The organism is Xylanimonas oleitrophica (assembly GCF_003244315.1).
Taxonomy (GTDB): domain Bacteria; phylum Actinomycetota; class Actinomycetes; order Actinomycetales; family Cellulomonadaceae; genus Xylanimonas_A; species Xylanimonas_A oleitrophica.
On sequence record NZ_QKWH01000001.1, the window covers coordinates 34,455 to 58,371 of the forward strand.

Below are 23,917 nucleotides of genomic sequence, written 5' to 3' on the forward strand. Positions count from 1 at the left end.
ACATCGAGATGAGCAACCTGCAGAAGAACGTGACCGCGGTGCTGGGCACGAAGCTGGGTATGACGCAGCTGTGGGACGAGGCCGGTCGCCTCGTGCCCGTCACGGTCGTCGCCGTGGACACCAACGTGGTGACCCAGGTGCGCACGGCCGAGGCCGACGGCTACGCCGCCGTCCAGCTGGCCGCCGGCCAGATCGACCCGCGCAAGGTCACCAAGCCGCTCAAGGGCCACTTCGAGAAGGCCGGCGTCACGCCGCGCCGTCACGTGGCCGAGATCCGCACCGCGAACGCTGGCGAGTACACGCTCGGCCAGGAGATCACGGCGGCCGCCTTCGAGGCCGGCGCCAAGGTCGACGTCGTGGGCACCACCAAGGGCAAGGGCACCGCCGGTGTCATGAAGCGTCACGGCTTCGCCGGCGTGGGTGCCTCGCACGGTGCGCACCGCAACCACCGCAAGCCTGGCTCGATCGGTGGCGCTTCGACGCCGTCGCGCGTGTTCAAGGGCCTGCGCATGGCCGGTCGGATGGGCGCCGCCCGTCAGACCACCCAGAACCTGACCGTCCACGCGGTCGACGCCGAGAAGGGTCTGCTGCTCGTCAAGGGCGCAGTTCCCGGCCCCAAGGGCGGCGTCGTCGTCGTGAAGACCGCCGCGAAGGGAGCGTGACCACCATGGCAGCTCTGACCGTCGACGTCGTCGACGCCACGGGCAAGAAGGCCGGCACCGCCGAGCTCCCCGCCGAGGTGTTCGACGTCGTCACCAACGTCCCGCTGATCCACCAGGTCGTCGTCGCGCAGCGCGCCGCTGCCCGCCAGGGCACGCACGCCACGAAGACGCGCGGTGAGGTCTCGGGCGGTGGCCGCAAGCCGTACAAGCAGAAGGGCACCGGCCGGGCTCGTCAGGGCTCGATCCGCGCTCCGCAGTTCGCCGGCGGTGGCACCGTCCACGGCCCGCAGCCGCGCTCGTACGACCAGCGGACCCCGAAGAAGATGAAGGCCGCCGCGCTGCGCGGTGCCCTGTCCGACCGTGCTCGCGCTGGCCGCGTGCACGTCGTGGCCGGCTTCGGTATCGACGGCACGCCGTCGACCAAGACCGCGCTGAAGACCCTGTCGGCCCTGACCGAGCGTCGCCACGTCCTCGTGGTGACCGAGCGTTCGGACGAGGCGACGATCCTGTCGCTGCGCAACGTGCCGACCGTGCACCTGCTCGCTGCCGACCAGCTGAACACCTACGACGTGCTCGTCTCGGACGACGTCGTCTTCACGCAGGGCGCGCTCGCCGCGTTCCTCGAGGGTCCTGCCAAGGGCGCGAAGGCGACCGCCACCGAGTCGGAGGCCGCCGAGACCGCTGAGGAGGCCACCAAGTGACCACCGTGCACAAGGACCCGCGCGACATCCTGCTCGCGCCGGTCGTCTCCGAGAAGTCCTACAACCTCCTCGACGAGGGCAAGTACACCTTCGTCGTGGACCCGCGGGCCAACAAGACCGAGATCAAGATCGCGGTCGAGCAGGTCTTCGGTGTCAAGGTCGACTCGGTGAACACGATCAACCGCAAGGGCAAGACGCGCCGTACGCGTGTCGGCCTGGGCAAGCGCAAGGACACGAAGCGCGCGATCGTCACCCTCCGTGAGGGCACGATCGACATCTTCGGCGGTCCGGTCGGCTGAGCCGGACAGAGCAGATCGAGGACTGAATCCCATGGGAATCCGTAAGTACAAGCCGACGACGCCCGGCCGCCGCGGCTCGAGCGTCGCCGACTTCGTCGAGATCACGCGCTCGGAGCCGGAGAAGTCGCTGGTCCGCCCGCTGTCCAAGACGGGTGGCCGCAACAACTCCGGTCGCGTCACCACCCGCCACAAGGGCGGTGGCCACAAGCGCGCCTACCGCGTGATCGACTTCCGTCGTCACGACAAGGACGGCGTGCCGGCGAAGGTCGCGCACATCGAGTACGACCCCAACCGCACGGCGCGCATCGCGCTCCTGCACTACGCGGACGGCGAGAAGCGCTACATCATCGCGCCGAACAAGCTGTCGCAGGGTGACGTGGTCGAGGCCGGTGCCGGTGCCGACATCAAGCCCGGCAACAACCTGCCGCTGCGCAACATCCCGACCGGTACGGTCATCCACGCCATCGAGCTGCGTCCCGGTGGCGGCGCGAAGATCGCCCGCTCGGCCGGTGCGTCGGTGCAGCTCGTCGCCAAGGACGGCCCCTACGCCCAGCTGCGCATGCCGTCGGGCGAGATCCGCAACGTCGACCTGCGCTGCCGCGCGACGGTCGGCGAGGTCGGCAACGCCGAGCAGTCGAACATCAACTGGGGCAAGGCCGGCCGCATGCGCTGGAAGGGCGTCCGCCCGACCGTGCGTGGTGTCGCCATGAACCCGATCGACCACCCGCACGGTGGTGGTGAGGGCAAGACGTCCGGTGGTCGTCACCCGGTGAGCCCCTGGGGCCAGCCGGAGGGCCGCACCCGCCGTCCGAACAAGCCGAGCGACAAGCTGATCGTCCGCCGTCGCCGCACCGGCAAGAAGCGCTGATAGGAGCCTGGAACATGCCTCGTAGCCTGAAGAAGGGCCCCTTCGTCGACGACCACCTGCAGAAGAAGGTGGACGCTCAGAACGAGAAGGGGACCAAGAACGTCATCAAGACCTGGTCCCGTCGGTCGGTCATCACGCCCGACTTCCTCGGTCACACGTTCGCCGTGCACGACGGTCGCAAGCACACGCCGGTGTTCGTCACCGAGTCGATGGTCGGCCACAAGCTCGGCGAGTTCGCTCCCACGCGGACCTTCCGCGGCCACGTGAAGGACGACAAGAAGGGCCGTCGCCGCTGACGCTGCGGGTTCGCCCGTAGAACAGCAGTGACGACCTGGACTGTCTGAGAAAAGGAAGCAGGACAGCAATGGAAGCCAAGGCGCAGGCGCGGTTCGTCCGTGTCACGCCCATGAAGGCCCGGCGCGTCGTGGACCTCATCCGTGGCAAGCAGGCCGACGAGGCCGTCGCGGTGCTGAAGTTCGCGCCGCAGGCCGCCGCCGAGCCGGTGCGCAAGGTCGTGGAGAGCGCGATCGCCAACGCCCGGGTGAAGGCCGACCGCGCGAGCGAGCGGTTCGACGAGCAGGAGCTCGTCGTGTCCGTGGCGTTCGTGGACGAGGGCCCGACCCTCAAGCGGTTCCGCCCGCGCGCCCAGGGCCGCGCGGCCCGGGTCCTCAAGCGCACCAGCCACATCACCGTGGTGGTCGCTCCGCGAGCTGAGAAGGAAGGGGCCCGATAGTGGGGCAGAAGGTTCACCCGCACGGGTACCGCCTCGGCATCACCACCGACCACCGGTCGCGCTGGTTCGCCGACAGCACGAAGCCTGGTCAGCGGTACCGCGACTACGTCCGTGAGGACGTCCAGATCCGCAAGCTCATGGGCACGGGTCTCGAGCGTGCCGGCATCGCCAAGGTCGAGATCGAGCGCACCCGCGACCGCGTCCGCGTGGACATCCACACGGCGCGTCCGGGCATCGTGATCGGCCGCCGTGGTGCCGAGGCCGACCGCATCCGCGGCGAGCTCGAGAAGCTCACGGGCAAGCAGGTCCAGCTCAACATCCTCGAGGTCAAGAACGCGGAGATCGACGCGCAGCTCGTCGCTCAGGGCATCGCCGAGCAGCTCGCGAGCCGTGTCTCCTTCCGTCGCGCCATGCGCAAGGGCATCCAGTCCGCGCAGCGCGCCGGCGCGAAGGGCATCCGCGTCCAGGTCTCGGGTCGTCTGGGCGGCGCCGAGATGAGCCGGTCGGAGTTCTACCGCGAGGGTCGTGTGCCGCTGCACACGCTCCGCGCGAACATCGACTTCGGCTTCTTCGAGGCGCGCACCACCTTCGGCCGTATCGGCGTGAAGGTCTGGATCTACAAGGGCGACATCACCGAGAAGGAGTTCGCTGCTCAGCAGGCCGCGGCCGCTCCGCGTCAGGGCCGTGGTGGCCCGCGTGGCGAGCGCGGCGAGCGTGGCGAGCGTCGTGGTGGTCGCCGCAACGAGCGTCAGGCCCAGCCTGCCGCCGAGACGCCGGACGCTGCTGCTCCGGCTCCTGCCTCGGCGGACGGGGCGACGGCCACCGAGACCGGAACGGAGGCCTGAGCATGCTGATCCCCCGCAGGCTCAAGCACCGCAAGCAGCACCACCCGTCGCGCTCCGGCGCCTCGAAGGGTGGCAACACGATCGCGTTCGGCGAGTACGGCATCCAGGCTCTCGAGCCCGCCTACGTCACGAACCGTCAGATCGAGGCTGCGCGTATCGCGATGACCCGCCACATCAAGCGTGGCGGCAAGGTCTGGATCAACATCTACCCGGACCGTCCTCTGACCAAGAAGCCCGCCGAGACCCGCATGGGTTCCGGTAAGGGCTCGCCCGAGTGGTGGGTCGCCAACGTCAAGCCGGGCCGGATCGTCTTCGAGCTGGCCGGCGTCCCGGAGCCGCTGGCTCGTGAGGCCATGCGCCGCGCGATCCACAAGCTCCCGATGAAGTGCCGTTTCGTGGTGCGCGAGGGTGGTGCGAACTGATGGCTATCGGAACCAAGGGTCTGGCCCCGGCCGACCTGGACGGCTTCGACGACGAGAAGCTCGTCGCGGAGCTGAAGAAGGCCAAGGAGGAGCTCTTCAACCTCCGCTTCCAGTCGGCCACCGGCCAGCTGGAGTCCCACGGTCGGATCAAGGCCGTCAAGCGCGACATCGCGCGGATCTACACGATCCTGCGCGAGCGCGAGCTCGGTATCCGTACGGCCCCGAGCGCGAGTGAGTGAGGCACCGATGAGCAACGAGACGACCGAGAAGGCCGCCCCCGAGCGGGGCATCCGCAAGGTCCGCCGCGGCTACGTGGTGAGCGACAAGATGGACAAGACCATCGTGGTCGAGGTCGAGGACCGGGTGAAGCACCCGCTCTACGGCAAGGTCATGCGTCGCACCAACAAGGTCAAGGCGCACGACGAGCAGAACACCGCCGGCATCGGCGACCTCGTCACGATCATGGAGACCCGCCCGCTGTCCGCGACCAAGCGGTGGCGCCTGGTGGAGATCCTCGAGAAGGCCAAGTGACCTTCGCAGGAGAGTGATCTTCGTCGCCCGGGTCCCGTGACGGGGCCCGGGCGGCGTAGACTCGTTCTTCGGCCCTGGCGGCGTGACACACGTATGCGTCCGGCCAGGGCCACATCGCAACTATCCGTTCGGCAAGGCTTCTTCGGCGTGCCCGTGGGAGAACCAGCTCGACGACAGGAGATCAATCAATGATCCAGCAGGAGTCGCGACTTCGGGTCGCCGACAACACGGGTGCCAAGGAGATTCTCTGCATCCGCGTTCTCGGTGGTTCCGGGCGTCGCTACGCCGGTATCGGTGACGTCATCGTCGCCACCGTCAAGGATGCGATCCCGGGCGGCAACGTGAAGAAGGGCGACGTCGTCAAGGCTGTCGTCGTCCGGACCGCCAAGGAGCGCCGTCGTCCTGACGGTTCCTACATCAAGTTCGACGAGAACGCCGCCGTCATCCTCAAGAACGACGGCGAGCCTCGTGGTACCCGAATCTTCGGCCCGGTCGGTCGCGAGCTGCGCGACAAGCGGTTCATGAAGATCATCTCGCTCGCGCCGGAGGTGCTCTGACCATGGCGAAGATCAAGAAGGGCGACCAGGTGATCGTCATCGCCGGTCGTGACAAGGGCAAGACGGGCCGCGTGCTCGAGGTGCTCAAGGACAGCGACCGCGTCGTCGTCGAGGGCGTCCAGCGTGTGACCAAGCACGTCAAGGCCGGCCAGACCGCGCGCGGCACCCGCACCGGTGGCATCGAGACCGTCGAGGCCCCGATCCACGTCTCCAACGTCATGCTCGTCGACCCGGAGACCAAGAAGGGCACCCGCGTCGGCTTCCGCACCGAGCAGGTCGAGCGCGACGGCCGCACGAAGACCGTTCGCATCCGCGTGGCGAAGCGCTCCGGGAAGGACATCTGATGACCGAGACGACTCTCGAGGCCCCGGCTCTGCCGCGCCTCAAGCAGAAGTACCGCGAGGAGATCCTGCCCGGCCTCCGCGAGGAGTTCGGCTACCCGAACGTCACCCTGGTTCCCGGTCTGACCAAGATCGTCGTGAACATGGGTGTCGGTGACGCGGCCAAGGACTCGAAGCTGATCGAGGGCGCCATCCGCGACCTGACGGCCATCACCGGCCAGAAGCCGCAGGTGACTCGGGCCCGCAAGTCGATCGCCCAGTTCAAGCTGCGCGAGGGCATGCCGATCGGCGCGCACGTGACGCTCCGCGGCGACCGGATGTGGGAGTTCCTCGACCGTCTGCTGTCGGTCGCGCTGCCCCGTATCCGCGACTTCCGCGGTCTGTCGGCGAAGCAGTTCGACGGCCACGGCAACTACACGTTCGGCCTCACGGAGCAGTCGATGTTCCACGAGATCGACCAGGACAAGATCGACCGTGTCCGCGGTATGGACATCACGGTCGTGACCACGGCGAACACGGACGACGAGGGCCGTTCGCTGCTCCGCCGTCTCGGCTTCCCCTTCAAGGAGGAGAACTGACATGGCGAAGAAGGCCCTGATCAACAAGGCCGCCGCGAAGCCCAAGTTCGCGGTCCGCGCCTACACCCGGTGCCAGCGGTGCGGTCGTCCGCACTCGGTGTACCGCAAGTTCGGCCTGTGCCGGATCTGCGTGCGGGAGATGGCCCACCGCGGCGAGCTCCCCGGCGTGACCAAGAGCAGCTGGTAACCACCGACGACGTCGCAGGTCCGGCCGGGACCCCAGGACGAGTTCCTGGAGCGCCGGCCGGATACCACGACGAGGAAGGGCAAGAGCCCAGATGACGATGACCGACCCCATCGCAGACATGCTCACGCGTCTGCGGAACGCGAACTCGGCTCACCACGACACCGTGACGATGCCGTCCTCGAAGCTGAAGCTCCACATCGCGGAGATCCTTCAGGCCGAGGGCTACATCGCCGGCTGGGAGGTCGAGGACGCGAAGGTGGGCAAGAACCTCACCATCACCCTGAAGTACGGCCCGAACCGCGAGCGCGCCCTCTCGGGCATCCGCCGCATCTCGAAGCCGGGTCTTCGCAAGTACGCCAAGTCGACGGAGATTCCCAAGGTCCTCGGTGGCCTGGGTGTCGCGATCCTGTCGACCTCCTCGGGTCTCCTCACCGACCGCCAGGCTCAGGCCAAGGGCGTCGGTGGCGAGGTCCTCGCCTACGTCTGGTAATCGGAAGGGAGATACAAGCCATGTCTCGAATCGGCAAGATCCCCGTCCCGGTCCCGGCCGGCGTGGACGTCACCATCTCGGGTGCGCTCGTGACGATCAAGGGCCCCAAGGGCACCCTTGAGCACACCGTGCCCGCCCCCATCACCGTCGCGCAGGAGGACGCCACGCTCGTGGTGTCGCGCCCGAACGACGAGCGCGAGTCCCGTGCGCTGCACGGCCTGACCCGCACCCTGCTCGCGAACATCGTCACCGGTGTCACGCAGGGCTACGAGAAGAAGCTCGAGATCGTCGGTACCGGTTACCGCGTGACCGCGAAGGGCACGGACCTCGAGTTCGCGCTCGGCTTCAGCCACCCGGTCGTCGTCAAGGCGCCCGAGGGCATCTCGTTCGCCGTCGAGAGCCCCACCAAGTTCTCGGTGGCCGGCATCGACAAGCAGCAGGTCGGCGAGGTCGCGGCGAACATCCGCAAGATCCGCAAGCCCGAGCCGTACAAGGGCAAGGGTGTGCGTTACGCCGGCGAGGTCGTCCGCCGCAAGGTCGGAAAGGCTGGTAAGTGATGGCTATCAAGATCCTGGGCAAGGGCAAGGCTGTCGCGCGCCAGCGTCGCCACCTGCGCCTGCGCAAGAAGATCACCGGTACGCCGGCTCGCCCCCGCCTCGTCGTGACGCGCTCGAACCGCCACATGGTGGCTCAGGTCGTCGACGACACGGTCGGCAAGACCGTCGCGTCCGCCTCGACCCTCGAGGCCGACCTGCGTGCCTTCGAGGGCGACAAGGTCGCCAAGGCCCGCAAGGTGGGCGAGCTCGTCGCCGCGCGTGCCAAGGAGGCCGGCATCGAGTCCGTGGTCTTCGACCGCGGTGGCAACAAGTACCACGGTCGGGTTGCTGCCGTCGCCGACGGTGCCCGCGAGGGTGGTCTGGCGCTGTGACGACGATCAACGCACGGAAGATGAGGAACCTCTGATGGCTGCAGGGCAGCGCACCGGCGCCCCCCAGGGCGCCAACGAGTCCAACAACGACGGCCGTCGCAGCAACCGCCGCGACGACCGCCGCAACGACCGCCGCGAGGCGGAGAAGAGCGCCTTCGTCGAGCGCGTCGTGACGATCAACCGCGTCGCGAAGGTCGTCAAGGGCGGTCGCCGCTTCAGCTTCACCGCGCTCGTCGTGGTGGGCGACGGTGACGGCACCGTGGGCGTCGGCTACGGCAAGGCCAAGGAGGTGCCCGCGGCGATCGCCAAGGGCGTGGAGGAGGCGAAGAAGAACTTCTTCCGCGTCCCCCGTATCCAGGGCACCATCCCGCACCCCGTCCAGGGTGAGGCCGCCGCCGGCGTCGTGTTCCTGCGTCCGGCCTCGCCGGGTACCGGTGTGATCGCCGGTGGTCCGGTGCGCGCCGTGCTGGAGTGCGCGGGCATCCACGACGTCCTGAGCAAGTCGCTCGGTTCGTCGAACTCGATCAACATCGTGCACGCGACCGTCGCGGCCCTCAAGGGTCTCGAGGAGCCGGCCGCCGTGGCCGCGCGCCGTGGTCTGAAGCTCGAGGACGTGGCCCCGGCCGCTCTCCTGCGCGCTCAGGCCGCCGGTCTCGCCGCGAAGGACGCCGAGAAGGTGGGTGCGTGATGGCTCGTCTCAAGGTGACCCAGACCAAGTCCGCCATCGGCGGCAAGCAGAACCAGCGTGACACGCTGCGGACCCTGGGCCTCAAGCGGATCGGCGACACCGCCGTGAAGGAGGACCGCCCGGAGATCCGCGGCATGGTCGCCACCGTGGCGCACCTCGTCACGGTCGAGGAGGTCGACTGATCATGGCCGGCAGCAAGAAGGCCGCGGCGGCCGAGGAGACCACCTCGGTCAAGCCGCTGAAGGTCCACCACCTGCGTCCTGCCGCCGGGGCCAAGACCGCCAAGACCCGTGTGGGTCGTGGCGAGGCCTCGAAGGGTAAGACGGCGGGCCGCGGTACCAAGGGTACGAAGGCTCGTTACCAGGTGCCCCAGCGCTTCGAGGGTGGGCAGATGCCTCTGCACATGCGCCTCCCGAAGCTGCGCGGGTTCAAGAACCCGTTCCGCGTCGAGTACCAGGTCGTCAACCTGGACAAGCTCTCCGCGCTGTACCCCGAGGGTGGCTCCGTCACCGTCGAGGACCTCGTCGCCAAGGGCGCGGTCCGCAAGGGCCAGCCGGTGAAGCTGCTCGGCACGGGCGAGATCACCGTCAAGCTGGACGTCGCGGTGGACGCGCTGTCCGGCTCCGCCAAGGAGAAGATCCTGGCGGCCGGCGGTACGGTCTCGGAGGACTGACACCACAGGCAGGGCCGGTGGCGCACACGCGCTGCCGGCCCTGCGTGCTGTCCGAACCATCCCGTCCTTGGGGATGTGGTCCAGGGCACACCCTGGAGCCACGTAGAATCCCTTGCGGTCCGGCTGTACCTCGTCGTGCGGCCGGAGGGTCCGGGCCAGGCGGCCCGGGTCGGACGCGTCCAGCCGGCATCGGAGCGGTGATCGTCACCGTGACGGTGCTACACGTCGCCGGGGGGACCGGCGACACGAGAACCCGCATCGGCGGGCCAGGAGGATAGGTGCTCAGCGCATTCGCCCGGGCTTTCCGGACGCCCGACCTGCGGCGCAAGCTGCTGTTCACGATCGCGATCATGGCGATCTTCCGTGTCGGGTCGTTCATCCCGACCCCCGGAGTGGACTACCCGAACGTGCGGCAGTGCATCGCGCAGGCTGAGGACGGGACGTCGCTGCTGGGCCTCGTGAACGTCTTCAGCGGTGGCGCGCTGCTGCAGCTGTCGATCTTCGCGCTCGGCATCATGCCGTACATCACGGCGAGCATCATCGTGCAGCTGCTGCGCGTCGTGATCCCTCGGTTCGAGGCTCTCCACAAGGAGGGGCAGTCGGGCCAGGCGAAGCTGACGCAGTACACCCGCTACCTGACGATCGCGCTCGCGATCCTCCAGTCGACGACGGTCATCACGACCGCCCGGCAGGGCCTGCTCTTCCCGGGCTGTGGCCTGGACGTGATCGCGGACGACAGCGTCTGGACGCTCGTGCTGATGATCATCACGATGACCGCCGGTACGGGCCTGGTCATGTGGCTCGGCGAGCTCATCACCGAGCGCGGTGTCGGCAACGGCATGTCGCTGCTGATCTTCACGTCGATCGCTGCCACGTTCCCGACCGGCCTGTGGTCGGTGGCGGGCGGTAACGACGGCGTGCGCAACATCATCATCGTGCTGCTCGTGATCCTCGTGGTGATCGGTGCGGTCGTGTACGTGGAGCAGTCGCAGCGCCGCATCCCGGTGCAGTACGCGAAGCGCATGGTGGGGCGCCGCATGTACGGCGGCACGAGCACCTACATCCCGGTCAAGATCAACATGGCCGGCGTGATCCCCGTGATCTTCGCGTCGTCGATCCTCGCGATCCCGACGCTGGTGGCGCAGTTCGGCGACCAGAGCGCCGGCTGGGTCCTGTGGATCTCGTCGAACCTGGCCGCGCAGGACGCGCCCCTGTACGTCGCGCTGTACGCGCTGATGATCCTGTTCTTCTGCTTCTTCTACACGTCGATCACGTTCAACCCGGACGAGGTCGCGGACAACATGAAGAAGTACGGCGGCTTCATCCCGGGCATCCGGGCCGGCCGCCCGACCGCCGAGTACCTGGACTACGTGATCACGCGCATCACGTCGGCCGGGTCGCTCTACCTGGTGGTCATCGCTCTCATCCCGACGCTGATGGTCGTGTGGCTCGGCCTCGCGAACCAGCTGCCCTTCGGCGGCGCCTCGGTGCTGATCATCGTGGGCGTCGGCCTGGAGACGGTCAAGCAGATCGACTCCCAGCTGCAGCAGCGTCACTACGAAGGGTTCCTCCGTTGACCGACAGCACCGAGAACACGACGGCCGAGATGCCCTCGCGGCACGACCTCCACCCGGCCCCCGGTCCCGAGGGGCGTGTCACGCGCCTGATCATCATGGGGCCGCAGGGCGCCGGCAAGGGCACCCAGGCCGCTCGCCTGGCCGAGGTGTTCGGCATCCCCGCGATCTCGACCGGTGACATCTTCCGGGCGAACATCAAGGGCGGCACCGAGCTGGGCCGGCTCGCGCAGGAGTACACGAACAAGGGCGAGCTGGTGCCCGACGAGGTCACCGACTCGATGGTTCGCGACCGCCTGGGCGAGGAGGACGCCGCGCAGGGCTTCATCCTCGACGGCTACCCGCGCAACGCGCACCAGGTCGGTGCGCTGGACGGCATCCTGGGCGACCTGGGATGGCAGCTCGACGGCGTCATCGAGCTGACGGCGGACCGTGACGAGCTCCTGGCCCGTATCGCCAAGCGCGCCCAGCTGGAGGGCCGCGAGGACGACACGGAGGAGGCCATCGCTCGCCGTCTGGACATCTACGCCGAGCAGACGGCCCCGCTGACGGCGGCGTACGCCGAGCGCGGTCTGCTCGTCCAGGTGGACGGCATCGGCGAGGTCACCGAGGTCACCGACCGCATCGTCGCGGGCCTGGCCGCCCAGCTGGGCTGATCTGGTGATCTTCGGCCGCGAGCGTGTCGAGCTCAAGACGCTCGACCAGGTGCGCGTGATGCGACGCGCGGGCCTCGTCGTCGCGGGTGTGCACGCGGCGGTGCGTGCTGCGGCCCGGCCCGGGATGACGACGGCGGACCTGGACGCGGTCGCGGCACGGACGATCGCAGAGGCCGGGGCGACGTCGAACTTTCTCGGCTACCACGGCTTCCCCGCGTCGATCTGCACCTCGGTCAACGACGAGGTCATCCACGGCATCCCCGGTTCTCGAGTGCTCGAGGCCGGGGATGTCGTGTCGGTCGACGCCGGGGCGGTCGTGGACGGCTGGCACGGTGACGCCGCGGCGACCTTCGTGCTCGGTGCGGACGGAGCCCTGGCGCCCGGCTCTGCGGAGGCGGACCCTGCGGACGACGCGCTGGTGCGTGCCACCGAGGCGGCGATGTGGGCCGGGATCGCGGCGCTGGCGGCGGGCAGCCGCGTGGGTGACGTGGGACGTGCGGTCGAAGCAGCCGTCGAGGTGGCCGGTGCGGCCACGGGTGCGGTGTACGGGATCGTGGAGGAGTACGTCGGCCACGGGATCGGCACGGCGATGCACCAGCCGCCGGACGTGCTCAACTACGCGACGTCGGACCGTGGCGCCAGGTTGCGCGCCGGCATGTGCCTGTGCGTGGAGCCGATGATCAGCCGGGGGAGCGGGGCCACCCGCGAGCTCGAGGACGGGTGGACCGTGGTGACTGCGGACGGCGCCCGTGCAGCGCACTGGGAGCACTCCGTCGCGATCCTCGAGGGTGGCATCACCGTGCTCACCGCTGTCGACGGTGGTGCGGAGCGCCTCGGTGCGCTGGGTGTGGAAGTCGTCCGGCTCGACTGAACCGCTGTCTGGCGCGGTTCGGCTCCCGGACCCTCGCCGGCCGACGCGACCTCGCCGTCGAGGTGCGGCCACCGAGCCGCCACCAGGCGCCACCGAGGCACCGCTGGGCCGTCGCCGTGCTGCTGCCAGCGGGCTCGCGGTGTCACCGGCCGGCGCGCGTGCGCGCGGTCCTGGATCTGCCGCCCGGCGTCCGGCTCTGTCGGCCGCGCGGGCAGCGGTGCCGCGGCGTGACCCGGGGCACTCCTGCCCCCGGTTCCCAGGACTGGATCGGTCGGGTAGGCTAGTCCGCTGGGTGTAGTCCGTTCGTGCTTGCGTCTCCGACCCTCGGGTCCGGGTCGCGACCGGACGGCAGCACGCGAATCCACGTCAACCCCACGCCGGCGGCGTCGTCCTCCGGTGCGGTCGGGCTCGTCCCGTGGCGCGGAAGCATCAGGACGAACGTCATCGGACGAGAGTTAGCGGAGGACATGGCAAAGAAGGACGGTGTCATCGAGATCGAGGGCAGCGTGGTCGAGGCACTGCCGAACGCGATGTTCCGCGTGGAGCTTGCCAACGGTCACAAGGTGCTCGCTCACATCTCGGGCAAGATGCGTCAGCACTACATCCGGATCCTCCCCGAGGACCGGGTCGTGGTGGAGCTGAGCCCGTACGACCTGTCCCGTGGCCGGATCGTCTACCGCTACAAGTAGTCCATCCCCCACCCGATCGACACTGCCGCCGTCGCGGCCGGGCCTGGCCCGGACCCCGTCGGGGGCGGAGGAACACTGATGAAGGTCAAGCCGAGCGTCAAGAAGATCTGCGACAAGTGCAAGGTGATCCGCCGGCACGGTCGCGTCATGGTGATCTGCGAGAACCTGCGCCACAAGCAGCGTCAGGGCTGATCTCCCCGTGACAGCGCGGTGACGGCGCACGTCGTCACCGTCCAGCGCACCACCACGAACCTCGACACCCCACCTTCGGAGCGAAGCTCCGGCGGAGGCGGCGTCGCAGGGGAACCCCCGGTCCGGAGGCCGGGGCCCGCGGACATCGCGGGAGGGCGGTGCGGAAGACCTCCGGGCGAAGTACAGGAGCCGGAAGGCACATGGCACGTCTTGTCGGCGTCGACCTCCCCCGCGAGAAGCGGCTTGAGGTTGCGCTCACCTACATCTACGGCGTCGGCCGTACCCGCGCCCAGCAGACGCTGGCCGCCACCGGGATCAACCCGGACGTTCGCGTGAAGGACCTCGGTGACACCGAGCTCGTCGCGCTCCGTGACTACCTCGAGGGCAACTTCAAGCTCGAGGGTGACCTCCGCCGCGAGGTCGCTGCCGACATCCGCCGCAAGGTCGAGATCGGCACGTACCAGGGTCTGCGTCACCGTCGCGGACTGCCGGTGCGCGGTCAGCGCACCAAGACCAACGCGCGTACCCGCAAGGGTCCGAAGCGCACCGTCGCGGGCAAGAAGAAGGCCCGCTGACGTCAGCAGTCCGGGCAGCTGGGCGCCGTTAGCGCGCCCGCTCCGGTCCGACGACCTCAGTACCAGGAGAGAACGAGCACATGCCTCCCAAGACTCGTGCCGCAGCCGGCACGCGCAAGCCGCGCCGCAAGGACAAGAAGAACGTCCCCCTCGGCCAGGCTCACATCAAGAGCACCTTCAACAACACGATCGTCTCGATCACGGACCCGTCGGGCGCCGTGATCTCGTGGGCGTCCGCCGGCCACGTCGGCTTCAAGGGCTCCCGCAAGTCGACGCCGTTCGCCGCGCAGCTGGCCGCCGAGTCGGCTGCCCGCCGCGCCCAGGAGCACGGCGTGAAGAAGGTCGACGTCTTCGTCAAGGGCCCGGGTTCCGGTCGTGAGACCGCGATCCGCTCCCTGCAGGCGACCGGCCTCGAGGTCGGCTCGATCCAGGACGTGACGCCGCAGGCTCACAACGGCGTCCGCCCCCCGAAGCGCCGCCGCGTCTGACCTTGCTCCGCCGTGGTCGGGCACGGCAGCGCTCCTGAGAGGTGCTCTTGGCGCCTCTGGGGGGCGGCTGCCGGGCCCGACCCCTGCCCGGCGTCGCGCCACCTGCTTCCCTCCTCGCTCGCGCGGAGGCCGGGTGGCACGGTGCCGGATCCCTGCCCGGGCGGACGGACCGAGTCCGGCCCGGGATCGCGAGTTTCGCGGACACGTGATGCGTCATATGGCGGACGCACACTGAAAGGACAACCACAGTGCTGATCGCACAGCGCCCCACCCTGACCGAAGAGGTCATCTCGGAGCACCGCACGCGTTTTGCCATCGAGCCGCTGGAGCCTGGCTTCGGCTACACGCTCGGCAACTCGCTGCGTCGCACCCTGCTGTCGTCCATCCCGGGCGCGGCCGTCACCTCCATCCGCATCGACGGTGTGCTCCACGAGTTCACCACCGTGCCGGGTGTGAAGGAGGACGTCACCGAGATCATCCTCAACATCAAGAACCTCGTCGTCTCCTCGGAGAACGACGAGCCGGTCGTCATGTACCTGCGCAAGCAGGGTGCCGGGGCCGTCACCGCTGCGGACATCGTGCCGCCGGCGGGGGTCGAGGTGCACAACCCCGACCTGCACATCGCCACGCTGAACGACAAGGGCAAGCTCGAGATCGAGCTGACCGTCGAGCGTGGTCGTGGCTACGTCTCCGCCGCGCAGAACAAGTCGGCGGACGCGGAGATCGGTCGCATCCCTGTCGACTCGATCTACTCGCCCGTCCTCAAGGTCACCTACAAGGTCGAGGCCACCCGTGTGGAGCAGCGCACGGACTTCGACAAGCTGATCGTCGACGTCGAGACGAAGCCGGCCATCACGCCGCGCGACGCGCTCGCCTCCGCCGGCAAGACGCTCGTCGAGCTCTTCGGCCTTGCCCGCGAGCTGAACGTCGAGGCCGAGGGCATCGAGATCGGCCCGTCGCCGACGGACTCCGCGCTGGCCGCGGACCTGGCGCTGCCGATCGAGGAGCTCAACCTCACGATCCGTTCGTACAACTGCCTCAAGCGTGAGGGCATCCACCAGGTGGGTGAGCTCGTCGCGCGCAGCGAGGCCGATCTGCTCGACATCCGTAACTTCGGCGCCAAGTCGATCAACGAGGTCAAGGAGAAGCTGGCCGAGCTCGGCCTGTCGCTCAAGGACTCGCCGCTCGACTTCGACCCGTCCGCCGCCTACTACGACGGTGGCGACGACGCGGCGAGCTACGACGAGCAGTCGTACTGACGACCCAGTGCTTCGTGCACCCTCGCCGCGGCGGCCCTAGGGCCGCGCGGCGGGGACACCCTTCAAGGAGAACCCGATAATGCCTACCCCCACCAAGGGTCCGCGGCTCGGCGGTGGCCCGGCTCACGAGCGCCTGATCCTCGCGAACCTGTCCACGGCGCTCTTCGAGCACGGCCGGATCACGACGACCGAGACCAAGGCCAAGCGCCTGCGCCCCCTGGCCGAGCGTCTGATCACGTTCGCCAAGCGCGGTGACCTGCACGCCCGCCGTCGCGTCCTGACCGTGGTCCGCGACAAGGGCGTGGTGCACACGCTGTTCACCGAGATCGCCCCGGCCATGGCCGAGCGCAACGGTGGCTACACGCGCATCACCAAGGTCGGCAACCGCAAGGGCGACAACGCCCCCATGGCGGTCATCGAGCTCGTGACCGAGCCCGTCAGCCCGAAGCAGGCCGTCGTCAAGGAGGCCGAGAAGGCCACCAAGAAGTCGGCGAAGAAGGCTGAGCCGAAGGCTGAGGAGACCGTCGAGACCCCGGCCGAGGCCACCGAGGCGCCGGCCGAGGCCGCCGCCGAGACGACCGAGGAGAAGAAGGAGGCCTGAGCCTCCGCTCTCCGAGCGATCCGTCGAGGGCCCCGCACCGTCACCGGTGCGGGGCCCTCGTGCGTGCTCGCCTGCCGGACTTTCCTGGACGCGGGGGAGCGGTGAGCATGGGGGGATGAGCATCGCGGACGACGCCCGGCGGCACGGTGGGCCAGGGGCACCGGTGCCCGTGCTGCTGGTGCACGGGGCGCGGACGTCGCGCACGATGTGGCGGCGTCAGCTCGACGTCCTGGCACGGGCCGGGGTGCCTGCGGCGGCGGTGGACCTGCCTGGGCACGGGGAGCACATCGAGGAGCGGTTCACGCTCGACGGCGCGGTGGCGGCCCTGCGCGGCGCGGTCGAGGATCTGGGCGGCCGGGCGCTGGTGGTGGGCCTCTCGCTGGGAGGCTACGTGGCGATCGAGCACCGGGCGCGCCACCCCGAGCAGTCGGCAGGTCTGGTGGCGGCGTCGTGCAGCACCCCGCCGCAGTCACGCCTGCGGGACGCGTGGGCGGTGGCGGTGCGGCTCATCGAGGGCCGGCCGGACCACGGGGCGCGGCTCAACGACCTGCTGGTGGGGCTCACGCTCGATGCGCAGGCGGCGCGGGACATCGCGGAGGGCGGGTACGCGCTCGAGGTCATGGGCGACGTGCTGCGCGAGGTCGCGAGCGTGGACACGCTGGGGGCGCTGGCGCGGGGCACGAGCCCCGTGTGGGTCGTCAACGGGCGCTGGGACCACTTCCGGGGGTGGGAACGGTCGATGGTCCGGTCTGCCCGGTCGAGCGGCGCGCCGGCCCGTCTGGTCGTGGTGCCGCACGCGCGCCACCTGGTGAGCTTCGACGCCCCGGTGCCGTTCGCGCGGGTGCTGCTCGAGGCTGCCGAGGCGGTCACTCCCAGGTCGAGCGGGGCAGCTCCCACGCCCGGGCCCCGCCCACGAGCGCCGCGGAGTTCGGCACGATGACGACGTCGTCCCCGAGGCGGGCGAGCGCGGTGGGTGTGATGCGGCGCGAGTTGCCGCCGCCGATGTAGAGCCGGTCCCACCAGAACACGGGCCTCAGGCCCTCGACCATCGCCACGACGCGCCGGGACCACAGGCCGTCGCCCAGGCGGCGGCGCTCCGGTTCCCCGACGTACTGGTCGTAGGTGGTGCCGCGCCGCACGGGGGCGTGGGACCACTCCAGGTGGGGGGCGAGCCGACCGCCGTCGAACAGTGCGGAGCCCAGCCCCGTGCCGAGCGTGAGGACGAGCTCGAAGCCTGAGCCGGCGATGACGCCGGCGCCGTGCACCTCGGCGTCGTTGAGCACCATGGCGGGCACGCCCAGGCGGGCGCTGACGGCGGCCTGGACGTCGAAGCTGGACCACGCCTCGACCAGGTTGGGCTCGACGCGCGAGCGCGGCCCGGAGCGGGTGATGTAGTGCGGGGTGTGCACGACGACGCCGTGGCGCAGCATGCCGGGCATGCCGACGGTGGCGCGCTGCGCCGCCGGGAGGCCGCCGGCGATCTCGGCGATCGTCTCGACCAGCAGCGAGGGCGGCAGCGGGTACGGGGTGGGGACGCGCACGGGGGCGGAGTGGGCGGTGCCCGCCTCGTCGAGCACGTTGGCCTTGATCCCCGAGCCTCCGCAGTCGACGGCGAGGGTGAGCGTCTCCGGCATGCCACCATCATCGCCGGGCCGGGCCCGTCCGGGACAATGGCCGGGTGGATCACGCTGGGACCGTCCGTGCACGCCTCGACCTCGCCTATGACGGCACGCACTTCGCCGGGTGGGCGCGCCAGCCGGGGCTGCGCACCGTGCAGGGTGCGCTGGAGGAGGCGCTGGAGCGGGTGCTGCGCCTCGAGGCGCTGGGGCTGCCGGTGCCGCGCGTGACGGTGGCGGGCCGCACGGACGCGGGCGTGCACGCGCGCGGGCAGGTGGTCCACGTCGACGTCCCGATCGAGCGGTGGGCGGCCCTGCCGGGCCGGTCCGACCGCGCTCCTGGACCGTCGCTCGTGACGCGGCTGAGCGGGGTGCTGCCGCCCGACGTCGTGGTGCACCGCGCGCAGCTCGCGCCGGACGGCTTCGACGCCCGGTTCTCGGCGCTGTACCGGCGCTACGCCTACCGGGTGGCGGATCACGCCTCCCTGCGCGACCCGCTGCGGCGCACCCACGTGCTGTGGCAGCGGCGACCGCTCGACGTCGAGGCCATGCACGCCGCCGTGCAGCCGCTGCTGGGGGTGCGGGACTTCGCGGCGTTCTGCAAGCCGCGGCCCGGCGCCACCACCATCCGGGAGCTGAAGGAGCTCACCTGGGAGCGGCCGGAGCAGGGTCCCGACGCCGGGCTCGTCGTGGCCCGGGTGGTCGCCGACGCGTTCTGCCACAACATGGTGCGTGCCCTCGTCGGAGCGTCGGTCGCGGTGGGGGAGGGGCGCAGGCCCGTCACGTGGCCGGCCGAGGTGCTGGCCTCCCGCGAGCGGGAGCGCAACGCCGCCGTCGTGCCGCCGCACGGCCTGGTGCTGGAGGAGGTCGTCTACCCGGCGGACGCCGAGCTCGCGGGGCGCGCCGAGCGTGTGCGGGCGGTCCGCATGGAGGAGGACGTGTGGGAGGGGCCGGCGACGAGCGGAGGGCCGGGCCTCCCCGCACGGGGGTGAGCCGTGCGGGGGGCGCCGCAGCCGGTCCGCTCGGGGACCCGCCGGAGTGCCGGCCCGCCGGTGGTCAGGGCTCCTCGGTCCAGTGGACCGCGGCCTCCTCGGCGCTCGCGGCGGCGCCGTCGATGCCGACGTCCTCGCCGTAGGTCGAGGTGTCCCGGGCGGTGCCGTCCTCCGTGGGCTCGGCGTCGGCGTCGGCGACGAGGCGGCCCGCACGCGTGGTGTCCGGGCGGGTGGCGCCGTCCTCCCACACCTCGGGCTCCTCCGCCTCGAGACGGCGGTCCATCGGCTCGTCGTGCTCCTGCTCCCACTGCGTCTCGCCCCAGCGGCCGGTGCGGTCGCGCTCGGGCGGCGAGTACCCCTCGTCGAGGGGCTCGTAGCGGTCGGGGCCGGGCATGAGCGTGTCGTCGCGCGAGAGCTGGTTGGTGTCGCCCTCGGCGTCGATCTCGGGGTCTGGCCTGGTGGCCGGGGTCTCCTCGGTCATGGCTCCACCGTGCCCCCGGGCGGCGGGGCACGCAGCGCGAGCGGCGGGCTGTTCGCGCTGCGCGATGCCACGGGCGGGCACGTGACCGACCTCGCTTTGGTGATAGTGGAGGCCTGCCGCTAGACTGGCGAGCCGTTGTGCTGTAGTTCCGACGTCCCGCGATCATCAGCGCGCCCACTCGCACCGAGATCGCACGGCCTGGGCGTCAACCAGGAACCTCCCGCGCACAACGACCTGACTCATCGGGCGCCGCTTCTCGCCCGACGACACCAACACGAAAAGGTTACGAACCGTGCGTACGTACACCCCGAAGCCCGGCGACGTCCAGCGCGACTGGTACGTCGTCGACGCGACCGACGTCGTCCTGGGCCGCCTGGCCAGCCAGGTCGCCACGCTCCTGCGCGGGAAGCACAAGCCGACCTTCGCCCCGCACGTCGACGGCGGTGACTTCGTCATCGTCATCAACGCCGACAAGGTTGCCCTGTCGGGCAACAAGCGGACGACGAAGATGGCCTACCGCCACTCCGGCTACCCGGGCGGTCTGCGTGCCGTCGCGTATGGCGAGCTGCTCGAGAAGAACCCTGAGCGCGCCATCGAGAAGGCTGTTCGCGGGATGCTCCCGAAGAACAGCCTCGCCCGTCAGCAGCTCGGCAAGCTGAAGGTCTACCGCGGTGCGGAGCACCCGCACGCGGCCCAGCAGCCCCAGCCGTTCGAGATCACCCAGGTTTCGCAGCAGGCCTGAGCCGCTGCGCAGCGAGACGAAGGATTCGAAAAGTGGCAGAGACCACCGTCGACACCGAGCTGGAGACCCCCAGCACCTACACGACCGAGACCGAGGCGCCCGTCGCCAACGGCGGTCAGTCCATCACGGCTCCGGGCCAGGCCCTGGGCCGCCGCAAGGAGGCCGTGGCGCGCGTGCGCCTCGTCCCCGGTACCGGCCAGTGGAAGATCAACGGCCGCACCCTCGAGGACTACTTCCCGAACAAGGTGCACCAGCAGCTGGTCAACTCCCCGCTGAAGCTGGTCGAGGTCGAGGGCCGCTTCGACGTCATCGCCCGCATCACGGGTGGTGGCGCGTCCGGCCAGGCCGGCGCCCTGCGCCTGGGCATCGCCCGTGCGCTCAACGAGATCGACCGCGAGGCCAACCGCCCCGCGCTCAAGAAGGCCGGGTTCCTGACTCGCGACGCCCGCGTCGTCGAGCGCAAGAAGGCCGGTCTCAAGAAGGCCCGCAAGGCCCCCCAGTACAGCAAGCGCTGATCTGGAGCGCTCTGGCCCCGCAGCCTCGCCGCTGCGGTGCTCTGCGGGGCTTCCAGAGCTGCTCGCTGCGGCCCCGTCGGACTCCGTCCGGCGGGGCCGCAGTCGTGCGCGACCGGCCACGTCAGCGGCGGTCGGCCGGCGTCTACGATCAGGTTGCCCCCACCGAGAGGAATCCCATGGCCCGCTTGTTCGGCACCGACGGTGTCCGAGGTCTTGCCAACCGGGACGTCACCGCGGAGCTCGCGCTGGCGCTCGGCAGCGCCGCGGCGCACGAGCTCGGCTCGTCCCCCCAGTTCTCCGGGCACCGCCCGCGCGCCCTGGTCGCGCGCGACCCGCGCGCCTCCGGTGAGTTCCTGGGTGCCGGCATGATCGCCGGCCTCGCCAGCGCAGGCGTCGACGTCGTCGACCTCGGCGTGGTGCCCACCCCCGCGCTCGCCTACCTGGTGACCGAGCTCGACGCCGACCTCGGCGTGATGATCTCGGCGTCCCACAACGCGATGCCGGACAACGGGATCAAGTTCTTCCAGCGGGGCGGTCTCAAGCTCGACGACGCCGTCGAGGACCGCATCGAGGCGCGCCTCGGGGAGACGTGGGAGCGGCCCACGGGAGCCGACGTCGGGCGGGTGCGCGTGGACGCGGGCATCGCGGTGCAGCGCTACGTCGAGCACCTCGTGCAGAGCGTGGGCACGACACCGGACCACCGCCCCCTGGAAGGGCTGCGGATCGCGGTGGACGCCGCGAACGGTGCCGCCAGCGAGGTGGGGCCGGAGGCGCTGCGGCAGGCCGGCGCGGACGTCGTGGTGATGAACGCGAGCCCCGACGGGCGCAACATCAACGAGAAGGCGGGCTCCACCCACCCGGAGCAGCTCCAGGCCGTGGTGGTCGCGGCGGAGGCCGACTTCGGTGTCGCGTTCGACGGTGACGCCGACCGCTGCCTCGCGGTGGACCACGGCGGGGCGCTGGTGGACGGCGACCAGATCCTGGGGATCCTGGCCCGCTCGATGAAGACGGCGGGCCGTCTGCCCAACGACACCCTCGTCGTCACCGTGATGAGCAACCTGGGCCTGCTGCTGGCGATGCAGGAGTCCGGCATCGCCACCGTGCAGACGGCGGTGGGCGACCGGTACGTCCTCGAGGCGATGCGCGCGCACGGCCACGGGCTCGGCGGCGAGCAGTCGGGCCACATCATCCTCGCCGAGCACTCGACCACGGGTGACGGCGTCCTGACGGCGCTGCACCTGGCGGCCGAGGTCAAGCGGTCGGGCCAGCGCCTGGCCGACCTGGCGGGGAGCATCCCGCGCCTGCCGCAGACCCTGGTCAACGTCAAGGGCGTGGACAAGTCGCGGGCGAGCAGCGACGCGGGCGTGCTGGCCGCGGTCGCCTCCGCGGAGACGTCGCTCGGCGCCACGGGCCGTGTCCTGCTGCGCCCGTCGGGCACCGAGCCGCTGGTCCGTGTGATGGTCGAGGCGGCGACGCAGCAGCAGGCCGACGGCGTGGCCGAGGAGCTCGCCGTCGTGGTGCGCGAGCGGCTCGCGCTGTGAGCGCGGCGTCAACCGGGCCGGCGGAGGGCGGGACGTCCGGCGCGACGGCTGCCGGCTTCACCGGACCGGTCGACGCCGAGCTGCGGGCGGCCGTGGCCGACCTGCTCGCGGCCGTCGGGCCGGACGGGGTGCTGCCGATCGTCCAGGCAGGCGACCCGGTGCTGCGGACCCCGGCGGTGCCGTACACCGGCCAGCTCGGCGACCTCCTGCCGGGACTCGTCGAGGTCATGCGCCGCACCATGCACGCGGCGCCCGGCGTGGGGCTCGCGGCCCCTCAGGTGGGCATCGGCCTGGCGCTGGCCGTCGTGGAGGACGCCGGTGCGCCCGGCGACCCGCGAGAGCGGACCCCGCTGCCGTTCCGGGTGCTGGTCAACCCCTCCTACGAGCCGGTGGGCGACCCGGTGGGCGAGCCGCGCCGGGTGGGCTTCTTCGAGGGGTGCCTGTCGGTCTCGGGCTGGCAGGCGGTCGTGGCGCGGTGGCACGAGGTGCGCCTGACCGCGCAGGACGAGACGGGCTCCGTGGTCGACGAGCGGCTCGTGGGCTGGCCGGCACGCATCGTGCAGCACGAGACCGACCACCTGCGCGGCGAGCTGTACCTCGACCACGCGCAGACCCGCTCGCTGACGAGCAACGAGAACCTCGCCCGCTACTGGGCCACCTCGGTCGACCCGGAGCCGGCCGCGCGGGGACTGGGCTTCGACCTGCCCTGAGCGTGCTGTCAGCGCGCCCAGGGCCTTGCACGGGTGGCGGTCGCGCGACGCGTGGCGGGCGGCGACCGGCGCGTGAAGCCGGGGTGAATGTTCGTGGCTCAGGGGTGCGCTCCGGGCTTCCCCCGATCACGATGGTGCGTGCGCGTGCCTAGGCTGGTGCACGGCCGACCGCCGGCACCCGCAGTCATCGGGTGCGTGCCCGACCGACGAGAAGAGACCTTGCCGTGGACCTGTCGACGTTCCTGGCCCAGCTGGAGGGCTGGATCCTCGCCCTGTCCGGCTCGCCGTGGGTGTACCCGGTGATGTGGGCGCTGGCCACCGTCGACGGCTTCTTCCCGCCCCTGCCGAGCGAGTCGGTGGTGATCACGCTCGCCGTCGCGAGCAAGACGGCGGGTGTGCCGTGGCTGCCCGGCATCCTGCTGACCGCGATGGCCGGCGCCTGGGTGGGCGACCAGATCGCCTACCAGATCGGCCGGTCCATCGGGGTCGAGCGGATCCGCGTGCTGCGCACCCGCCGCGGCCGAGAGACGGTCGCGTGGTCGCGGCGGGCGCTGGCCCGGCGCGGCGCGTCGTTCATCATCGCCGCCCGCTACGTCCCCGTGGGCCGGGTGGCGGTGAACATGACGGCTGGCGCCGTCCAGTACCCGCGCAAGCGCTTCATGCTGTTCTCGGCCATCGCCGCGGTGGTCTGGGCGCTGTACTCGGCCGTGGTGGGACTGACGGCGGGGGCGTGGCTGGGCCACCAGCCGCTGCTGGCGATGGTGGCGGGCGTCGTCGTCGGCGTCCTGCTCGGCGTCGTCCTGGACTTCGCCGTCCGCGGCGTCATGCACGCGCGGACGCGGTCGCCGCAGCCGGTGGCGGCCGCCGTCGCCCCGGCGCCCGTGGACGTGGACGAGGCGGCCTAGGCCGCCA

38 protein-coding genes are annotated in these 23,917 nt (G+C 70.6%); 36 read left to right on the forward strand and 2 right to left on the reverse strand.

Going from position 1 to position 23,917, the window contains the following annotated elements; all coding sequences use genetic code 11:
* Nucleotides 1–8: 8 nt before the first annotated feature.
* From rplC to DNL40_RS00315, 30 genes are all read left to right on the forward strand, one after another.
* Nucleotides 9–662, forward strand: a complete 654-nt coding sequence (gene rplC / locus DNL40_RS00170; RefSeq protein ID WP_111249233.1) for a 50S ribosomal protein L3 — start codon at nucleotides 9–11, stop codon at nucleotides 660–662.
* 5 nt (nucleotides 663–667) lie between these two features.
* Nucleotides 668–1,363: a 50S ribosomal protein L4 gene (gene rplD, locus DNL40_RS00175; protein ID WP_111249849.1), complete on the forward strand. Its 696-nt coding sequence runs from the start codon at nucleotides 668–670 to the stop codon at nucleotides 1,361–1,363.
* Complete coding sequence (rplW, locus tag DNL40_RS00180) at nucleotides 1,360–1,662, forward strand: 50S ribosomal protein L23 (RefSeq protein WP_111249234.1); 303 nt, start codon at nucleotides 1,360–1,362, stop codon at nucleotides 1,660–1,662. The genes rplD and rplW overlap by 4 nt, the downstream gene beginning before the upstream one ends.
* A gap of 31 nt (nucleotides 1,663–1,693) precedes the next feature.
* Complete coding sequence (gene rplB, locus DNL40_RS00185) at nucleotides 1,694–2,530, forward strand: 50S ribosomal protein L2 (protein ID WP_111249235.1); 837 nt, start codon at nucleotides 1,694–1,696, stop codon at nucleotides 2,528–2,530.
* A 14-nt stretch (nucleotides 2,531–2,544) separates the two neighbouring features.
* On the forward strand, nucleotides 2,545–2,826 hold the full coding sequence (gene rpsS, locus DNL40_RS00190; protein ID WP_021479878.1) for a 30S ribosomal protein S19: 282 nt from the start codon (nucleotides 2,545–2,547) through the stop codon (nucleotides 2,824–2,826).
* Nucleotides 2,827–2,894: 68 nt separating this feature from the next.
* A complete protein-coding gene (gene rplV / locus DNL40_RS00195; RefSeq protein WP_111249236.1) occupies nucleotides 2,895–3,263 on the forward strand; it encodes a 50S ribosomal protein L22 in 369 nt (122 codons plus the stop codon).
* On the forward strand, nucleotides 3,263–4,108 hold the full coding sequence (gene rpsC / locus DNL40_RS00200) for a 30S ribosomal protein S3 (protein ID WP_111249237.1): 846 nt from the start codon (nucleotides 3,263–3,265) through the stop codon (nucleotides 4,106–4,108). The genes rplV and rpsC overlap by 1 nt, the downstream gene beginning before the upstream one ends.
* A 2-nt stretch (nucleotides 4,109–4,110) precedes the next feature.
* Nucleotides 4,111–4,530 (forward strand): 50S ribosomal protein L16, encoded by a 420-nt coding sequence (gene rplP, locus DNL40_RS00205; RefSeq protein WP_111249238.1) that lies wholly within the window; start codon nucleotides 4,111–4,113, stop codon nucleotides 4,528–4,530.
* Complete coding sequence (gene rpmC, locus DNL40_RS00210; RefSeq protein ID WP_111249239.1) at nucleotides 4,530–4,769, forward strand: 50S ribosomal protein L29; 240 nt, start codon at nucleotides 4,530–4,532, stop codon at nucleotides 4,767–4,769. Before rplP ends, rpmC begins: the two co-directional genes overlap by 1 nt.
* Nucleotides 4,770–4,776: 7 nt before the next feature.
* Entirely contained in the window at nucleotides 4,777–5,061 is a 285-nt protein-coding gene (gene rpsQ / locus DNL40_RS00215; protein WP_111249240.1) for a 30S ribosomal protein S17, read from the forward strand.
* 188 nt (nucleotides 5,062–5,249) lie between these two features.
* Nucleotides 5,250–5,618 (forward strand): 50S ribosomal protein L14, encoded by a 369-nt coding sequence (gene rplN / locus DNL40_RS00220; RefSeq protein WP_021480431.1) that lies wholly within the window; start codon nucleotides 5,250–5,252, stop codon nucleotides 5,616–5,618.
* 2 nt (nucleotides 5,619–5,620) lie between these two features.
* The gene (gene rplX, locus DNL40_RS00225) at nucleotides 5,621–5,962 is read left to right on the forward strand and encodes a 50S ribosomal protein L24 (protein ID WP_111249241.1); all 342 of its coding nucleotides are present in this window, start codon (nucleotides 5,621–5,623) and stop codon (nucleotides 5,960–5,962) included.
* Nucleotides 5,962–6,537, forward strand: a complete 576-nt coding sequence (gene rplE, locus DNL40_RS00230) for a 50S ribosomal protein L5 (RefSeq protein ID WP_111249242.1) — start codon at nucleotides 5,962–5,964, stop codon at nucleotides 6,535–6,537. The genes rplX and rplE overlap by 1 nt, the downstream gene beginning before the upstream one ends.
* Before the next feature lies 1 nt (nucleotide 6,538).
* Nucleotides 6,539–6,724 carry a type Z 30S ribosomal protein S14 gene (locus tag DNL40_RS00235; RefSeq protein WP_012877422.1) on the forward strand — a complete coding sequence of 62 codons (186 nt, stop codon included), beginning with the start codon at nucleotides 6,539–6,541 and terminating at the stop codon, nucleotides 6,722–6,724.
* A gap of 91 nt (nucleotides 6,725–6,815) precedes the next feature.
* Nucleotides 6,816–7,214, forward strand: a complete 399-nt coding sequence (gene rpsH, locus DNL40_RS00240; protein WP_111249243.1) for a 30S ribosomal protein S8 — start codon at nucleotides 6,816–6,818, stop codon at nucleotides 7,212–7,214.
* A 20-nt stretch (nucleotides 7,215–7,234) separates the two neighbouring features.
* Entirely contained in the window at nucleotides 7,235–7,771 is a 537-nt protein-coding gene (gene rplF / locus DNL40_RS00245) for a 50S ribosomal protein L6 (protein ID WP_111249244.1), read from the forward strand.
* Nucleotides 7,771–8,142: a 50S ribosomal protein L18 gene (rplR, locus tag DNL40_RS00250; protein WP_111249245.1), complete on the forward strand. Its 372-nt coding sequence runs from the start codon at nucleotides 7,771–7,773 to the stop codon at nucleotides 8,140–8,142. The genes rplF and rplR overlap by 1 nt, the downstream gene beginning before the upstream one ends.
* A gap of 34 nt (nucleotides 8,143–8,176) precedes the next feature.
* The gene (gene rpsE / locus DNL40_RS00255; protein ID WP_111249246.1) at nucleotides 8,177–8,830 is read left to right on the forward strand and encodes a 30S ribosomal protein S5; all 654 of its coding nucleotides are present in this window, start codon (nucleotides 8,177–8,179) and stop codon (nucleotides 8,828–8,830) included.
* Nucleotides 8,830–9,012, forward strand: a complete 183-nt coding sequence (rpmD, locus tag DNL40_RS00260; RefSeq protein ID WP_111249247.1) for a 50S ribosomal protein L30 — start codon at nucleotides 8,830–8,832, stop codon at nucleotides 9,010–9,012. The genes rpsE and rpmD overlap by 1 nt, the downstream gene beginning before the upstream one ends.
* 2 nt (nucleotides 9,013–9,014) lie before the next feature.
* The gene (gene rplO, locus DNL40_RS00265; RefSeq protein WP_111249248.1) at nucleotides 9,015–9,503 is read left to right on the forward strand and encodes a 50S ribosomal protein L15; all 489 of its coding nucleotides are present in this window, start codon (nucleotides 9,015–9,017) and stop codon (nucleotides 9,501–9,503) included.
* Nucleotides 9,504–9,781: 278 nt separating this feature from the next.
* Nucleotides 9,782–11,080: a preprotein translocase subunit SecY gene (gene secY / locus DNL40_RS00270; protein WP_111249249.1), complete on the forward strand. Its 1,299-nt coding sequence runs from the start codon at nucleotides 9,782–9,784 to the stop codon at nucleotides 11,078–11,080.
* Nucleotides 11,081–11,109: 29 nt separating this feature from the next.
* Nucleotides 11,110–11,733, forward strand: coding sequence for an adenylate kinase (locus tag DNL40_RS00275; protein ID WP_111249850.1), 624 nt, complete (start codon nucleotides 11,110–11,112; stop codon nucleotides 11,731–11,733).
* A gap of 7 nt (nucleotides 11,734–11,740) precedes the next feature.
* On the forward strand, nucleotides 11,741–12,604 hold the full coding sequence (gene map / locus DNL40_RS00280) for a type I methionyl aminopeptidase (protein WP_111249851.1): 864 nt from the start codon (nucleotides 11,741–11,743) through the stop codon (nucleotides 12,602–12,604).
* 467 nt (nucleotides 12,605–13,071) lie between these two features.
* Nucleotides 13,072–13,293 carry a translation initiation factor IF-1 gene (infA, locus tag DNL40_RS00285; protein WP_012867920.1) on the forward strand — a complete coding sequence of 74 codons (222 nt, stop codon included), beginning with the start codon at nucleotides 13,072–13,074 and terminating at the stop codon, nucleotides 13,291–13,293.
* Nucleotides 13,294–13,371: 78 nt separating this feature from the next.
* Complete coding sequence (gene rpmJ, locus DNL40_RS00290) at nucleotides 13,372–13,485, forward strand: 50S ribosomal protein L36 (protein ID WP_009740505.1); 114 nt, start codon at nucleotides 13,372–13,374, stop codon at nucleotides 13,483–13,485.
* Nucleotides 13,486–13,685: 200 nt separating this feature from the next.
* Nucleotides 13,686–14,060, forward strand: a complete 375-nt coding sequence (rpsM, locus tag DNL40_RS00295) for a 30S ribosomal protein S13 (RefSeq protein ID WP_111249250.1) — start codon at nucleotides 13,686–13,688, stop codon at nucleotides 14,058–14,060.
* 80 nt (nucleotides 14,061–14,140) lie between these two features.
* On the forward strand, nucleotides 14,141–14,548 hold the full coding sequence (gene rpsK, locus DNL40_RS00300) for a 30S ribosomal protein S11 (protein WP_066128119.1): 408 nt from the start codon (nucleotides 14,141–14,143) through the stop codon (nucleotides 14,546–14,548).
* A gap of 248 nt (nucleotides 14,549–14,796) precedes the next feature.
* Entirely contained in the window at nucleotides 14,797–15,807 is a 1,011-nt protein-coding gene (locus DNL40_RS00305) for a DNA-directed RNA polymerase subunit alpha (RefSeq protein WP_111249251.1), read from the forward strand.
* Nucleotides 15,808–15,886: 79 nt separating this feature from the next.
* On the forward strand, nucleotides 15,887–16,408 hold the full coding sequence (gene rplQ / locus DNL40_RS00310) for a 50S ribosomal protein L17 (protein ID WP_111249252.1): 522 nt from the start codon (nucleotides 15,887–15,889) through the stop codon (nucleotides 16,406–16,408).
* 115 nt (nucleotides 16,409–16,523) lie between these two features.
* Complete coding sequence (locus DNL40_RS00315; protein ID WP_111249253.1) at nucleotides 16,524–17,348, forward strand: alpha/beta fold hydrolase; 825 nt, start codon at nucleotides 16,524–16,526, stop codon at nucleotides 17,346–17,348.
* Here the strand turns inward: DNL40_RS00315 and DNL40_RS00320 are convergent.
* Nucleotides 17,275–18,042: an ROK family protein gene (locus tag DNL40_RS00320; protein WP_111249254.1), complete on the reverse strand. Its 768-nt coding sequence runs from the start codon at nucleotides 18,040–18,042 to the stop codon at nucleotides 17,275–17,277. The genes DNL40_RS00315 and DNL40_RS00320 overlap by 74 nt on opposite strands.
* Before the next feature lie 44 nt (nucleotides 18,043–18,086).
* On the opposite strand from DNL40_RS00320, the gene truA reads away from it, so the two are divergent.
* On the forward strand, nucleotides 18,087–19,016 hold the full coding sequence (gene truA / locus DNL40_RS00325; protein WP_111249255.1) for a tRNA pseudouridine(38-40) synthase TruA: 930 nt from the start codon (nucleotides 18,087–18,089) through the stop codon (nucleotides 19,014–19,016).
* A 64-nt stretch (nucleotides 19,017–19,080) separates the two neighbouring features.
* Here truA and DNL40_RS00330 read toward each other — a convergent pair whose 3' ends face one another.
* The gene (locus tag DNL40_RS00330; RefSeq protein ID WP_111249256.1) at nucleotides 19,081–19,497 is read right to left on the reverse strand and encodes a DUF5709 domain-containing protein; all 417 of its coding nucleotides are present in this window, start codon (nucleotides 19,495–19,497) and stop codon (nucleotides 19,081–19,083) included.
* A gap of 292 nt (nucleotides 19,498–19,789) precedes the next feature.
* Between DNL40_RS00330 and rplM the strand changes: the two genes are divergently transcribed.
* The 5 genes from rplM to DNL40_RS00355 all read left to right on the forward strand — a co-directional run bounded on the left by rplM (nucleotide 19,790) and on the right by DNL40_RS00355 (nucleotide 23,910).
* Nucleotides 19,790–20,239 (forward strand): 50S ribosomal protein L13, encoded by a 450-nt coding sequence (gene rplM / locus DNL40_RS00335; RefSeq protein WP_111249257.1) that lies wholly within the window; start codon nucleotides 19,790–19,792, stop codon nucleotides 20,237–20,239.
* A gap of 32 nt (nucleotides 20,240–20,271) precedes the next feature.
* The gene (gene rpsI / locus DNL40_RS00340; protein WP_111249258.1) at nucleotides 20,272–20,754 is read left to right on the forward strand and encodes a 30S ribosomal protein S9; all 483 of its coding nucleotides are present in this window, start codon (nucleotides 20,272–20,274) and stop codon (nucleotides 20,752–20,754) included.
* A 176-nt stretch (nucleotides 20,755–20,930) separates the two neighbouring features.
* A complete protein-coding gene (glmM, locus tag DNL40_RS00345) occupies nucleotides 20,931–22,295 on the forward strand; it encodes a phosphoglucosamine mutase (protein ID WP_111249259.1) in 1,365 nt (454 codons plus the stop codon).
* 80 nt (nucleotides 22,296–22,375) lie between these two features.
* Complete coding sequence (locus DNL40_RS00350) at nucleotides 22,376–23,005, forward strand: peptide deformylase (RefSeq protein ID WP_111249852.1); 630 nt, start codon at nucleotides 22,376–22,378, stop codon at nucleotides 23,003–23,005.
* A 224-nt stretch (nucleotides 23,006–23,229) separates the two neighbouring features.
* Nucleotides 23,230–23,910: a DedA family protein gene (locus DNL40_RS00355; RefSeq protein WP_111249260.1), complete on the forward strand. Its 681-nt coding sequence runs from the start codon at nucleotides 23,230–23,232 to the stop codon at nucleotides 23,908–23,910.
* Nucleotides 23,911–23,917 lie beyond the last annotated feature (7 nt).